At 64.1% G+C, this 13,571-nt stretch carries 10 protein-coding genes; 6 read left to right on the top strand and 4 right to left on the bottom strand.

Annotated elements, in window-relative coordinates; translation table 11 throughout:
• The first annotated feature begins 4 nt into the window (after nt 1–4).
• The 4 genes from ACODS4_RS03050 to ACODS4_RS03035 all read left to right on the top strand — a co-directional run bounded on the left by ACODS4_RS03050 (nt 5) and on the right by ACODS4_RS03035 (nt 7,898).
• A complete protein-coding gene (locus ACODS4_RS03050) occupies nt 5–3,109 on the top strand; it encodes an efflux RND transporter permease subunit (protein ID WP_488860593.1) in 3,105 nt (1,034 codons plus the stop codon).
• A 271-nt stretch (nt 3,110–3,380) separates the two neighbouring features.
• Nucleotides 3,381–4,739, top strand: coding sequence for a DUF2252 domain-containing protein (locus tag ACODS4_RS03045; protein ID WP_488860591.1), 1,359 nt, complete (start codon nt 3,381–3,383; stop codon nt 4,737–4,739).
• A gap of 93 nt (nt 4,740–4,832) precedes the next feature.
• Nucleotides 4,833–7,508 (top strand): PAS domain S-box protein, encoded by a 2,676-nt coding sequence (locus tag ACODS4_RS03040; RefSeq protein WP_488860589.1) that lies wholly within the window; start codon nt 4,833–4,835, stop codon nt 7,506–7,508.
• Nucleotides 7,509–7,529: 21 nt separating this feature from the next.
• On the top strand, nt 7,530–7,898 hold the full coding sequence (locus ACODS4_RS03035; RefSeq protein WP_488860587.1) for a response regulator: 369 nt from the start codon (nt 7,530–7,532) through the stop codon (nt 7,896–7,898).
• Between the two features lie 105 nt (nt 7,899–8,003).
• Here the strand turns inward: ACODS4_RS03035 and ACODS4_RS03030 are convergent, their stop codons facing one another.
• From ACODS4_RS03030 to folK, 3 genes are all read right to left on the bottom strand, one after another.
• Nucleotides 8,004–8,162 carry a hypothetical protein gene (locus ACODS4_RS03030; RefSeq protein ID WP_488860585.1) on the bottom strand — a complete coding sequence of 53 codons (159 nt, stop codon included), beginning with the start codon at nt 8,160–8,162 and terminating at the stop codon, nt 8,004–8,006.
• A 244-nt stretch (nt 8,163–8,406) separates the two neighbouring features.
• The gene (locus tag ACODS4_RS03025; protein WP_488860583.1) at nt 8,407–8,823 is read right to left on the bottom strand and encodes a hypothetical protein; all 417 of its coding nucleotides are present in this window, start codon (nt 8,821–8,823) and stop codon (nt 8,407–8,409) included.
• 131 nt (nt 8,824–8,954) lie between these two features.
• On the bottom strand, nt 8,955–9,488 hold the full coding sequence (folK, locus tag ACODS4_RS03020; protein WP_488860581.1) for a 2-amino-4-hydroxy-6-hydroxymethyldihydropteridine diphosphokinase: 534 nt from the start codon (nt 9,486–9,488) through the stop codon (nt 8,955–8,957).
• Between the two features lie 180 nt (nt 9,489–9,668).
• Between folK and ACODS4_RS03015 the strand changes: the two genes are divergently transcribed.
• On the top strand, nt 9,669–10,271 hold the full coding sequence (locus ACODS4_RS03015; protein WP_488860579.1) for an SRPBCC family protein: 603 nt from the start codon (nt 9,669–9,671) through the stop codon (nt 10,269–10,271).
• Nucleotides 10,272–10,402: 131 nt separating this feature from the next.
• Nucleotides 10,403–10,783 carry a c-type cytochrome gene (locus tag ACODS4_RS03010; protein ID WP_488860577.1) on the top strand — a complete coding sequence of 127 codons (381 nt, stop codon included), beginning with the start codon at nt 10,403–10,405 and terminating at the stop codon, nt 10,781–10,783.
• A gap of 75 nt (nt 10,784–10,858) precedes the next feature.
• On the opposite strand, the gene pepN is transcribed toward ACODS4_RS03010, so the two are convergent.
• The gene (gene pepN, locus ACODS4_RS03005; RefSeq protein ID WP_488860575.1) at nt 10,859–13,516 is read right to left on the bottom strand and encodes an aminopeptidase N; all 2,658 of its coding nucleotides are present in this window, start codon (nt 13,514–13,516) and stop codon (nt 10,859–10,861) included.
• Between the last annotated feature and the right edge of the window lie 55 nt (nt 13,517–13,571).

The raw sequence follows: 13,571 nt of genomic DNA, 5'->3' as shown, positions 1-13,571 counted from the left end.
ACCCATGGTCCTCTCCGATCTCTCCATCCGCCGTCCGGTTCTCGCCACCGTCATGAGTTTGGCAGTGATGCTGATCGGCGTCGTGTCGTACCAACGGCTGTCGGTGCGCGAATACCCCAAGATCGACGAGCCGGTCGTCACCGTTGAGACGACCTACAAGGGCGCCTCGGCCCAGATCATCGAAAGCCAGGTGACGCAGACGCTGGAAGACAGCCTTGCGGGCATCGAGGGCATCGACGTCATGTCGTCGATCAGCCGGGCGGAAAAATCGCAGATCACTCTGCGCTTCCGCCTGGACCGCAACGTGGACGTCGCCGCCAGCGACGTGCGCGACCGGGTGGGCCGCGTCCGCGCCGCCCTGCCGACCGAAATCGACGAGCCGGTGATCGCCAAGGTCGAGGCCGACGCGCAACCGATTCTCTACCTCGCCTTTTCGTCGGATCGGCACACGCCGCTGGACGTGACCGATTTCGCCGACCGTTACGTCAAGGATCGCCTGCAAAATCTGCCCGGCGTCGCCCAGGTCCGCATCTTTGGCGAACGGCGTTTCGCCATGCGGCTGTGGCTCGACCCGCAGCGGATGGCGGCCTATCGGGTGACGCCGCAGGACGTCGAAAACGCCCTGCGCAAACAGAATGTCGAAATCCCGGCGGGCCGCGTCGAAAGCGTGGCGCGTGAGTTCACCGTGGTGTCGGAAACCGATCTGCGCTCCCCCGACGAGTTCGAGCGGATCATCCTGCGCGACGACAGCGGCTATCTGGTGCGCTTGAAGGATGTCGGTCGAGCGGAAATCGGCCCGTTGGACGAGCGGGTCAGCGCCCGCTTCAACGGTCGCGGCGCCGTCGCCATCGGCGTGGTCAAGCAATCCACCGCCAACCCGTTGGACGTGTCGAAGGCGGTGAACGCCGCGCTGGGGTCGATCCGCGCCGCCCTGCCCGAGGGCATGGGGGTCGAGGTCGCCTATGACAGCTCCGTTTTCATCTCAAAATCCATCGACGCGGTGTTCAGCACGATCTTTGAAGCGATCCTGCTGGTCGTGCTGGTGATCTTCTTCTTCCTGCGGTCCCTGCGGGCGACGCTGGTGCCGCTGGTGACGATCCCGGTGTCGTTGATCGGCAGCTTCGCCCTGATGTACGCCTTTGGCTTCTCGATCAACACCCTGACCCTGCTGTCGATGGTGCTGGCCATCGGTCTGGTGGTCGATGACGCCATCGTCATGCTGGAAAACATCTTCCGCTATGTGGAAGAGGGGATGCCGCCCTTCCAGGCGGCGTTAAAAGGATCGAAAGAGATCGGCTTCGCCGTCATCGCCATGACCATCACGCTGGCGGCGGTCTACGCCCCCATCAGCTTCATGACCGGGCGGACGGGGCGTCTCTTCACCGAATTCGCCCTGACGCTGGCGGGCGCGGTGATCGTGTCGGGCTTCGTCGCGCTGACGTTGTCGCCGATGATGTGCTCCAAATTGCTGAAGCATGAGACCAAGCACAATCTGTTCTATCGGGTGATCGAAGGCTTCCTGGAGGGCATGACCGCCGCCTATCGCGGGCTGTTGCGGCTGTCGCTGCGGGCGCGTCCTCTGGTTTTGTTGATCGGCTTTGGCGTGGCGGCGGCCAGCTACACGCTGTTCACCGGCCTGAAATCGGAACTGTCGCCGGTGGAGGATCGCGGCACCATCGTCGGCATCGCCATCGCGCCGGAAGGCTCGACGCTCGATTACACGATGAGCTACGCGCAGAGAATGGAGGCGCTGTTCCGCAGCATCCCAGTGGTGGAGAAATTCTTCGTCGTCGTCGGCTTCCCGGTGGTCAACCAGGGCATCGCCTTCGTCCGCCTGATCGACTGGGAGCAGCGCGAGGTGAAGCAACAGGCGATCACCGCGCAGCTCTTCCCCAAGATGTTCGGCATCCCCGGCATCCTGGGCTTCGTCACCAACCCGCCGTCGCTGGGGCAAAGCCCGATCGACAAGCCGGTCAATTTCGTCATCCAGACCTCGCTGCCCTTTGAAGAGTTGCAGAAGATGGTCAACGCGATGATGGCCGAAGCGCGGAAATTCCCCGGTCTGACCAACCTCGACACCGATCTGAAGCTGAACAAGCCGGAGCTGCGCATCTCGCTGGACCGCGACAAGGCCGCCGATCTCGGGGTTGATGTCGACACCGTCGGGCGCACTTTGGAAACCCTGCTGGGCGGGCGGCAGGTCACGCGCTTCAAGAAAGACGGCAAGCAATATGACGTGATCGTCCAGGTCGCCAACGTGGACCGTCGCAACCCTGACGACATCGCGTCGATCTATGTGCGCGGCGGCACGACGACGGCGGGCGGCGCCGCGCCGATGATCTCACTGGCCAATCTGGTGCAGGTCGAAGAACGGGTGGCGCCCAAAGAGTTGAACCACTTCAACAAGCTGCGCTCGGCCACCATCACCGCCACGCTGGCCCCGGGCGTTTCGCTGGGCGAAGCGCTGACGGTGATGCAGGCGGCGGCGCAAAAGACGTTGCCGCCCACCGCCCAGACCGACTACGCCGGGCAAAGCCGCGAGTTTCGGGAATCGGCGACCGGCCTCTATTTCGTCTTTATTCTGGCGCTGGCCTTCATCTATCTGGTGCTGGCGGCGCAGTTTGAAAGCTTCATCGACCCGTTCGTCATCATGCTGACGGTGCCGCTGTCGATGACCGGCGCGCTCGCCGCCTTGCAGTTCAGCGGCGCCACGATGAACGTCTACAGCCAGATCGGCTTGGTGACGCTGGTCGGCCTCATCACCAAGCACGGCATTTTGATCGTCGAGTTCGCCAACCAGCTTCAACGCGCCGGCGTGGACATCCGCAAGGCGGTGGAGGACGCCGCCGTGATGCGTCTGCGCCCCATTCTGATGACCACCGGGGCGATGGTGCTGGGCGCGGTGCCCTTGGCCAACGCCCATGGCGCGGGCGCCGAAAGCCGACAGGCCATTGGCGCCGTGATTGTCGGCGGCATGACGCTGGGCACCCTCCTGACCCTGTTCGTTGTGCCGACCGTCTACAGCTACATCGCCAGGAAAAAACCCTTCCCGACGGACGAGGCGATGGACCACCACAGCCCGCAGGCCGCCGCCCACCCGGCGGAATGATCGGGCGGGGAGGATGAGAGACCAGGGCTTCAGCGCCAGCTTGCCCCCTCCCCATCCCTCCCCCGCTTCGCGGGAGAGGGGGCAGGCTCCTTGGCGAAGGACGGCGGAGTTCCCTCTCCCGCCGAAGGCGGGGTAGGGAGGGGGCAAGCATCCGCACTCGCCCCAACCATGAAACCCCGTCATCAAAATTTTGCAGAATCCACACGACCACGTCGGGAATGGCGGCGATCATCGCCCTCCTCGTCCGTCGTGATTTCAGGAGTTCGCGCCGATGCGCCACCTCGCCCTTGCGCTGTCGCTGTCCCTTCTCGCCGTCAGTCCCGTGAACGCCGCCTCAAACCGCCCGAGTTGGGTCGAATCGGAGCTGTACGGTTTCAACCACCCATTGGCCCAGTCGCAACCGGCGGAGGTCGCGACCAAGATGGACAAGATGGCGACGTCGCCCTTTGTCTTCTACCGGGGGGCCGCGCATCTGTTTTACCGGGACATGGCGACCCTGCCGCCGTCAGCCTATCTGAACGCGGCGACCAGCGCCGCGTGGATCGACGGCGATCTGCATGTGCAGAATTACGGCGGCGTCCGCGATTCGGCGGGGAACGACGTGTTCGACATCTCCGACTTCGACGAATCCTATCTTGGCCGCTACACTTGGGACGTCCGCCGCATGGCGGTCAGCATCGTGTTGGCGGCCCGCGAGCTTGGCTTTTCCAAGAGCGATCAGGGAACGCTGGTTGACCAGTTCGTCGAGTCCTACCTGAACAAGCTGTCCGACTTCAAAGGCACGAACGACGAGCTGTCCTATCGGTTGAAAGCCGGTGATCTGTCCAACGTCGCCAAGGATGTGGTGCAGAAGGTAGGGACCAAGAGCCGGGCCGATCTGTTGGCCAAATACACCAGCGTCAGCGGCGGCGTTCGCCGTCTGAACAGCGATTCCACCCTGGTGGCGGTTCCGACGGCGACGACCAGCGCGATCACCGGCGCGATGAGCGGCTACATCGCCTCGATTTCAGCGGCCAAACGGCAGCCGACCGCTTTTTACGCGGTGAAGGATGTTCGCCAACGGATGGGGTCGGGCGTCGGCAGCCTGGGCCGCGCCCGCTACTGGGTGCTGATCGAGGGCGCCACCAGCGGAACCAGCGACGACGTGATCCTGGAAATGAAGGAAATGGGGCCGAGCGCGGTGGCGCTGGCCAACCCCGGCGGGATGCCGTCCTCGGCTTACGGCAACCACGAGGGAACCCGCGTGGCGATGAGCAACAAGGCCGGGTTGACCAACACCGATCCGTTGATCGGTTCGGCCACCATCGCCGGAAAGCCCTTTTTCGTGAAAGAGAAGTCGCCCTTCCAGCAGGATTTCGACTACACGGCGCTGAAAGGCAGCCTCGGCAATTTCAAGGACACCGTGGCGGCGATGGGAAAAATCCTGGCCAAGACCCACGCGCTGGCCGACCAGGATTATGATTCGTCGCTGGTGCCGTTCAGCGAAGACAAGCAGATCACCGACGCCGTCGTGTCGGCTTCCGGATTCAAGGCGGAAACCCGCAGCTTTGCCGCTGATTACGCCGATCAGGTGCAGTTGGACCACACTGCGATGCTGGCCGCCCGCGCGGCAGGGCGTCCGCTCTATTGATGACGAAGGGGGCAAGGCGGCGCCCGTCATGCCCCTTCATAACCAGAGAAAAGACCGTTAGACTTTCCATCATCAGCGTCGATGGGATGCGGCATGCAACGCTTGGTGCTGGATGATGCGGCGTCGCTTGCGGACGAGGAGTCCGAGGGCGAGGCCTTGCGTCTGCGATGGCGTTTCCCTTCCAACGGGCGGGAATTCGGGGCCGGGCCGCTGCCGGACCAGCTTCCGCCCGATGACCGCGCCCGTTTCTTGGCGGAAATCGCCCACGCTCTGATGGTCGGGCAGCGGCTTGTCCGCCACGCCGATCATCGGATGATGCTGGCGGATGGCCGCGCCGCTTGGTGGCATACGGTCACGATTCTGCGCCCAAGCCCTGACGGCGGGGCGTTTTGCGTCAGCCACGCCTTCAACGTCACCGCCCTGCGGGACGATCCGCCAACCGCCGCCGTCCCGCCCGACGGCCATGCGCGGATTCAAGCGTTGATCGATTCGATCCCGGATTTGATCTTTTTCAAGGATCCGCACAGCGTCTATCTCGGTTGCAACAAAGCCTTCGCCGATTTTATGGGACGCGCAGTCGCCGAGATCGTCGGGCGCACCGACCATGATCTGGTGCCAGAAGATCGCGCCGTGTTTTTTCAAGAACGCGACGCCGAAGTGTTGCGCCACCGCACCTTGCATCGCATGGAGGAGCGGGTGGATTTCCCAGACGGTCGTTCCGTCTTGTTGGAAACCATCAAGACGCCCTATTTTGGCCCGTCCGGCGCTGTGCTGGGGCTGGTGGCGGTGGCCCGCGACATCACGGCGAAGGCGCGGGCTGAGCGGGAACGTTGGGAAAGCGAGCGACGGCTGGCCACCCTGCTGGGCAATTTGCCGGGCATGGCCTATCGGGGGCGGGCCGACGCCGAACGGTCGATGCTGTTTGTCAGCGAAGGCGGGCAGCGGCTGACCGGCCATCACCCGAACGATTTGATCGATGGAAGCGTGCCGTTCGGCGCGCTGATTCACCCGGCTGATCGCGACCATGTCCGCAGCGGCATTGACGCCGCGCTCGGCCAGCGCCGCCGTTTCACCCTCAGCTACCGTCTGATCGACCGGGCCGGAAACCTTCGTCATGTCTGGGAGCAGGGCGTCGGGGTGGCCGACGCCGAGGGGCGGATCACCGCCGTCGAAGGCTTCGTCACCGACATCAGCGAGTTGAAGACCGCCGAAGACACGCTGCGCACCCTGTCGCTGGCCGTCGCGCAAAGCCCGGTGGCGGTTCTGATCGCCGACTCGCTGGGCAAAACCATCTACCTCAACCCACGTTTCCGCATGATGACGGGACGCACGCCCGACGTCGCGCCGGATCTGGACGCGTTCATCGCCAGCGTCGCCGCCTCTGGTCCGCTGGCGGTGACGGAGCATCATCCGGCGATGTGGCGGGCTTTGTCGGCTGGCGAAAGTTGGCAGACCGAGTTGCCCGGCCGCAAAAACGACGGTGAACATTTCTGGGCCGCCATCCGCGTGACCCCCATGCTGGATGACGATGGCCGCATGACCAACCTCATCGCCACCCTGGACGACGTCACCGCCCGTCGGCAGGCCGACGAGCAGGTGCGGCGCGCCCAAAAGATGCAGGCGGTCGGCGTTCTGGCCGGTGGCGTCGCCCACGACTTCAACAACATTCTGACGGCGATTCTCGGCTACAGCCATCTCGCGCTCGACGCTCTGCCCGCCGACAGCGACATTCGCGACGATTTGCGCCATGTGACCGCCGCCGCCAACCGGGCCAAAGGGTTGGTGCAACAGTTGCTGACCTTCGCGCGCAAGGAAAAGCTGGAACGCGAGCCGATGGATCTGCGGGACATCGCGCGCGACGCCGTGGAGTTGGTTGAGCCGACCATCCTCAACGGGGTGGAGTGGGTGTTGCGATGCGGAGACGAACCGATCCCGGTTTTGGCGGCCCCCAGCCAATTGCATCAGGTGATCGTCAATCTTTGCAAGAACGCCGTTGACGCCATTCTTGATGACGCCGCCGCCCGCGACGGTGGAAGTCGCGTCACCCTTGCCGTGAGCGCCCTGTCCGTCGCGGTCCCACGGGATTTGGCGCGCAGCCGCCTCGACACCGGGCGTTACGCCAGACTGACCGTCAGCGACACCGGCTGTGGGATGAGTCCGATCGTTCAGGAGCGAATCTTTGATCCCTTTTTCACCACCAAGCCGGTGGACAAAGGAACCGGCCTTGGTCTCGCCGCCGTTCATGGCATCGTCGCCGACCATGGCGGCGTGATCGACGTGACCAGCGCGCCCGGTCAAGGAACCTCCATCACCATCTTTCTACCCTTGCACGATCCGGACGCCCCGCACCGCCGACACGACGACGCGCGACGGGTGCTGTTGCTGGACGGCGAACGCACGATGCTGAAAATGGCCAGCCGCCTGTTGCGGTCGCAAGGGTTCCGCGTGGCGGCTTCGGTGAACAGCCGCCGTGGCTTGGCGCTGTTCAGCGTCGCGCCAGAGCGGTTCGACATCGTTGTTTTGGTTCAGAGCGCCCTTGAGCCGACCTGGAAGCTGCTGACGTTGGCCCGCGCCTTTGCCACCGCCTCTCCAGGCATGCCGATCTTGCTGTGCGCGGACGTTCCCATCGACCGGGAGGAGGCCGCCATCCAGGCCGCCGGCATCACGCGCGTGCTGCCCACCCCCATTGCGCCGGATCCGTTCGTCACACTGGTGAAGCAACTGTCTCTTGGGCGCCCCACGCCCGCAACCCCGTCCCACTTTCAATAAGAACGAAGAGGAAACCATGCCATGGCCAGCGTTCTGATTATCGACGACGACGATATGGTGCGAACCATGCTGTTGCGCACCGTCACGCGTGGCGGGCATGAAGCGTTCGGCGCGCGTGACGGGGTGGAGGGAGTCGCCCGATTCCACGAGCATCCCGCCGATCTGGTCATCACCGACATCTTCATGCCCAACCAGGAGGGGCTGGCCACGATCATGGAGTTGCGGCGCGTCATGCCCGATTTGAAAATCATCGCCATTTCCGGTGGCGGCGCCCGCGCCTCGCTTGACGTTCTGCCCGTCGCCGAGGCGCTTGGCGCGCAAAAAACCCTGCGCAAACCCTTCACCCCCGCTGAAGTGATGGAGGCGGTCAACGAGGTTTTGGGAGTGTGACGATTGAAAAGGCGTCGTAAAACCAAAAGATGCCGCTCCCACTGGAGCGACATCCTTATCGTTCAACACGAGCAATGCGGCCAAAGCCGAGAGCGAAAACCGACCTTAAGCCGCGATCCGCTCTTCTTGCAGGCGGCGATTGCGGCGAATTTTGTCAAACAACTGCCGCAAATTTTCGCAACTGACGCCATCGCGGGCCATGACGGTGAGGATGATTGGGTCTTCAAGGAGTTCCGAAAGGGTCGGCGTCGTGCTGCGGTCCATGGATCCCTCCCTTGAAACGGATCAATCACTGCGGATGGTGGGTGCCTGCGCGCTGTTTGGGTCGGAATATACGGGCTGTTAACCCTTAGCTTTGGATTGTACGCGAAAAATACAATTCCGCAACGATATCCGACGGCGGAAAAGAAAAAATGCCCAGATTTTGGTCATGGGCAATTCATACATCGTCACGCCAGCGTAGTCCCATCGGACTGACCAATAGGTCAAAGATAGTAACGTGATGGATTCAGAAAGATGAAAGACTGTTTTGTTGCATACGTGTGATGCTTGCGCCCGTTCCTGCGCCATCTTCGGTCACAGACGGCAACTCCACAGCGACGGAAGCCCGTTGGACCTTGGCGTGGGCCAGACACAAATCGGCGGCGCTCTCGGCCAGATAGTCCGGACCGGAAATCGATTCCTCCGCGCACAGGCGGCGCAACTCCTCCACGATGTCCTCGTAGGACATCACAGCCGCGATGTCGTCGGGGAAACCCTGTCCCGGATGGACCACCGTCAAGGTCAGGTCAAAACTGGCGATGACTGGACCATCCCGTCCAGCCAGCCGAACCGGAGCGGTGAAGCCGCGCACGAGAATCGTGTAAGTGAGCGTCGCCCCGCCCGGTTGGACGATGGCGCGACGATCCGCGCTGTTGTCTGACAAACGGCATCTCCCAGCCAGTCCCATCGGAACGGCCCCTGGAACGGTTCGGGCGGCCTTGCCCGCCCCCTCTTGGCACTATAGGCGCAAGCGCCCGGTCTTGCCACCCGCCAGCGACGGCGGCGGCCCGGACGTCACAAACGGTCGAGACTTTCGGCGATCCGCAGAACGGTGTCGCGCCCCGGAACCTCGGCCACAAGATCGGCGATGGTCCGTCCCAGAGTTGGGTGCGTGACGGCGGCGGCGACGTCGGCCAGCGGGCAAAGCACGAAGGCGCGCTCGGCGATGCGGGGATGCGGGATTTCCAGCGTCGGGTCCGCCATCGTCACCGCGCCATACAGCAGAATGTCGATGTCGATGGGGCGCGGTCCAAACCGCAAACCGCCCTGCTCCCGCCCCAACGCCGCCTCAATCTCTTTCACGAAGGCCAGCAGGGCCGGTGGGGCCAGCGTGGTCACGCCGCTGACCGCCATGTTCAGAAAGGCTGGCTGATCGGTCACGTACATCGGCGCGGTTTCATAGACGGCGGACGTCTGGTCGATCCGCACCGCCGCGCCAAGGCGCGCGATGGCGGCGGCGAGATTGGCCGCGCGGTCGCCAATGTTGCCGCCCAGCGCCAAATGCACGCGGGTCAGGGAAGCGGTCTCAGCGATGGGACAATCAGACATGTTGGACGCCATTTCGGTGCGGTCAGGAAACGCCACGGTCTTAGCAAATGCAAAGACGCGCGTCATGATCGCTTTTCTATGGTTGAGGGGGCTGTTGAAGCGCGCGACGATCCCTTATCTTGGATCGCAACCGGAACGCCGCGCGTGCGGACAACAACGGGCTTGGAGGATCGACGAACCATGGACATGAGCGGAAGCCACCGGATCGAAGCCCCACGCGAGCGCGTCTGGGCCGCGCTGAACGACCCGGAGGTGCTGCGCCAGTGCATTCCCGGCTGCGACGAGGTGGTGAAACAATCCGACACGGAAATGACCGCCAAGGTGGTCGCCAAGGTTGGGCCGGTCAGCGCGAAATTTTCCGGCAAGGTGACGCTGTCGGATCTCGATCCGCCGAACGGTTACACCATCACGGGCGAAGGTTCGGGCGGCGTCGCGGGCTTTGGCAAGGGTGGGGCCTCGGTCACGTTGGCCAGCGAGGGGACCGCCACCGTGCTGACCTACAAGGCGCACGCCCAGGTCGGCGGCAAGCTGGCCCAGATCGGTTCCCGTCTGGTCGACGCCACGGCGCGCAAGATGGCCGATGATTTCTTCGTCCGTTTTTCCGCGCTGCTCGACGCGCCCGCCCCGGCGGCGGCTGATGCCCCGGACGCGGCGGCGGACATCGCCTCGCCGGTCGTCGTCGGCCACGGCAAGGCCGCGTCGGCGCAAAACGGTTTCTATCTGCCTTGGGCGGCGATCCTTGTGGTTGCCGCCATGGTTGCGTTTCTCACTTGGATGAAATAGCCCCGTCGGGGTGTTCTTTGGTAGGACAGCGGCATGTTGGGGGGTTGGCCTGACCCTTGGAATGTGTATGCTGCCGCGCGAATTCGGTCGGCGGGCTTCGCTGACCATCACATCGGAAGGGAAGCCGAGGAATGAAGAAGCATTTGATGGGCGTGGCTCTGGTGGCCGCCGTTGTCATGGGCGCCGGCGCCGCGCAGGCGGGCGACGCCGCCGCTGGCAAGGACGTGTTCAAGGTCTGCATGGCCTGCCACACCGCCGAGCAGGGCAAGAACAAGGTCGGCCCGTCGCTGTTTGGCGTGGTTGGCCGCCCGGCCGCCTCGATCGACGGCTTCAAATACTCGGCCCCGATGAAGGAAAAGGGCGCGGCTGGCTATGTCTGGACCGCCGACAACCTGAAGGCCTACATCACCGCCCCGAAGGAAATCGTCCCCGGCGGCACGATGGCCTTCGCCGGCCTGAAGGACCCGCAGAAGGTCGATAATCTGGTCGCCTTCCTGAGCGAGCAGAAGTAAGCCTGGGACTCCACGCGGTCTTCGCGATGGTGGAAGGGCCGGAGGGAAACCTCCGGCCCTTTTCCATGTTCAGCGTCAGCCCGCCGCCGCCAGGCTCTTGCTGGCGACCTCGTAAACATCCGCCGACAGGCCCGGCGTGGCGACGATCCGCTCCAACTGGGCCTTCATCAGCCCCTGACGGGCCGCGTCATAGCGCCGCAGGCGGGAGAACGGCCCCATCAGGCGCGACGCAACCTGTGGGTTCATCGGGTCGATCCGCAGAACCTGATCGGCCAGGAACCGATACCCAGCGCCGCTGATCGCGTGGAAGCGAACCGGGTTGCCGTTGGCGAAGCCGCCAATCAAGGCGTAGACCTTGTTCGGGTTGCGAATCTCGAAGGCCGGGTGGTCGAGAAGTTCCGTCACCCGTTCCAAAGCGTCGGCACGGTGGGACATCGCCTGAACGCTGAACCATTTGTCGACGACCAACGCCTCCCCCTTCCAACGCTCGTAGAAGCTGGCGATGGCCTCGGCCCGCTCCTCCGCCGCCGAATTGGACAGGAATTGCAGGGCGGCGATCACGTCGGTCATCGCCATAGCCCCGTGATACTGGCCCAGGCACAGGCCCAACGCCTCGGCGTCCTCCGCCGCCATCAGATAGGCCAAGCACAGGTTTTTCAGCGCCCGCTTGCCGATGGCGGCGGCGTCCACCGAGAATTCCCCATGCGTGGCGTTGCGCCGATAGGCCGCCAACCATTGAGCGCGCAGAGCCGTCGCCAGAATTTTGCGGGCGAATTCACGGACGGTGTGGATGGCGTCAGGATCGATCACCGCCATCTGGGTGCCCAGATAGGCTTCGGTCGGCAGAACCAGGGCTTGGGCGGCGAAGGCCGGATCCTGATCGGCGTCCTCCAGCACCTTGGCGACGGCGGCGACGTAGCTGTCGGGCAGAACCAGGGCGCGCCCCGCCTGCTGGTCGGCGACCAACCCCAACAGGATGCGCCCGCCGAGACTTTGCCCAGCCTCCCATCGATTGAAGGCGTCGCTGTCATGCGCCATCAGAAAGGTGAGATCGGCGTCCGACAGGTCGGTCTTCAGCGTCACCGGAGCCGAGAAGCCGCGCAGCAGCGACGGGACCGGGCGGCTGGCGACGTCCTGGAAGACGAAGGTCTGGGTTTCGGCGGTGACGTGCAGAATGCGGCTGGTTCCGCCCGCCGTATCCTCGCCCGCCAGACGCAGCGGCAGATCGGCGCCGTCGGGGCCAAGCAGGCCGACGACCAGCGGAATGTGCATCGGCAGCTTGGTCGGCTGGCCCGGCGTCGGCGGCACGGTCTGGCGCACGGTCAGCCGATAGCTTTGGGTCGCCGGGTCATGCGCGCCCGCGACGTCCAGCTCCGGGGTTCCCGCCTGCCGGTACCAGAGCTGGAACTGCGACAGATCCACGCCGCTGGCGTCGGCCATGGCGGCGACGAAATCGTCGCAGGTCACGGCCTGCCCGTCATGCCGCTGGAAATACAGATCCGTGCCCTTGCGGTAGTTGTCCGGCCCCAACAGGGTGTGGATCATGCGGATGACTTCCGCGCCCTTGTTGTAGACGGTGGGCGTGTAGAAGTTGTTGATCTCCACATAGCTGTCGGGCCGCACCGGGTGAGCCATCGCGCCCGCGTCCTCTTGAAACTGCACGGTGCGCAGCCCTTGGACGTCGGCGATGCGCTTGACCGCGCGGGAGTTCAGATCGGCGGAGAATTCCTGATCGCGGAAAACCGTCAACCCTTCTTTCAGCGACAGTTGGAACCAGTCGCGGCAGGTGACGCGGTTGCCGGTCCAATTGTGGAAATACTCGTGGGCGACGACGGCCTCGATGTTCTGGAAATCGGCGTCGGTCGCGGTTTCCGGCTTGGCCAGGATGTATTTGGTGTTGAAGACGTTGAGCGACTTGTTTTCCATCGCCCCCATGTTGAAATCGCCGACCGCGACGATGTTGAAGATGTCGAGGTCATACTCCAGCCCATAGACCTCTTCGTCCCAGCGCATGGATTTGACGAGCGAGCGCATGGCGTGGTCGATCTTGTCCTCGTTCCCCGGCTCGACATAGATCCGCAGGGTGACGTCGCGGCCGGACGCGGTGCGAAAACGATCCTCGCCATGGACCAGCGCGCCCGCCACCAGCGCGAACAGGTAGCAGGGCTTGGGGAAGGGATCCTCCCAGCGCGCCCAATGGCGCCCGTCGGCCAGATCGCCGGATTCGGCTAGATTGCCGTTGGACAGCAGAACCGGATAACGCGCCTTCTCGCCGGTGATGGTGACGCTGTAGACCGCCATCGCGTCGGGGCGGTCGAGAAAATAGGTGATCTTGCGGAATCCCTCGGCCTCGCACTGGGTGCAGAAGTTGCCGGAGGATTTGTACAGCCCTTCCAGCGCCGTGTTTTCCTGCGGCTTGATCTGAACCACCGTTTCCAGCGTGAAGCTGTCGGGCGTGTCGGTCAGGATCAGGTGGTCGGGCGTCACGGTGTAATCCGCCGCCGTCAGCGCCCGCCCGTCCAGCGCGACCGAAACCAGCGCCAGCCGCTGGCCGTCGAGCGTCAGCGGTTCCGCCGCCGCGTCGGGTCGGTCGGGGTTGCGGCGGATCGCCAGCACGGCGCGAACGGTCGTGACGTCCTCCCCCAGATCGACGTGCAAAGCGACGCGGTCGATGCGGTGGGCGGGGGGGCGGTAATCCTGAAGCCGGATGGCCTTCGGCGAGCCTTTGTCCATGGTGCCTTGTCTCTGGTCTGTCGTTCGCGAAAGATCCCTGAACGATGACTGTAGC

This window comes from Azospirillum sp. FG154 (genome assembly GCF_057809575.1).
This window is presented reverse-complemented; position numbering and strand designations above follow the sequence as displayed.

Coding starts and splice junctions, on each gene's coding strand:
- ACODS4_RS03050 (WP_488860593.1), top strand. CDS start 5: ATGGTCCTCTCCGATCTCTCCATCCGCCGTCCGGTTCTCGCCACCGTC.
- ACODS4_RS03045 (WP_488860591.1), top strand. CDS start 3,381: ATGCGCCACCTCGCCCTTGCGCTGTCGCTGTCCCTTCTCGCCGTCAGT.
- ACODS4_RS03040 (WP_488860589.1), top strand. CDS start 4,833: ATGCAACGCTTGGTGCTGGATGATGCGGCGTCGCTTGCGGACGAGGAG.
- ACODS4_RS03035 (WP_488860587.1), top strand. CDS start 7,530: ATGGCCAGCGTTCTGATTATCGACGACGACGATATGGTGCGAACCATG.
- ACODS4_RS03030 (WP_488860585.1), bottom strand. CDS start 8,162: ATGGACCGCAGCACGACGCCGACCCTTTCGGAACTCCTTGAAGACCCA.
- folK (WP_488860581.1), bottom strand. CDS start 9,488: ATGTCTGATTGTCCCATCGCTGAGACCGCTTCCCTGACCCGCGTGCAT.
- ACODS4_RS03015 (WP_488860579.1), top strand. CDS start 9,669: ATGGACATGAGCGGAAGCCACCGGATCGAAGCCCCACGCGAGCGCGTC.
- ACODS4_RS03010 (WP_488860577.1), top strand. CDS start 10,403: ATGAAGAAGCATTTGATGGGCGTGGCTCTGGTGGCCGCCGTTGTCATG.
- pepN (WP_488860575.1), bottom strand. CDS start 13,516: ATGGACAAAGGCTCGCCGAAGGCCATCCGGCTTCAGGATTACCGCCCC.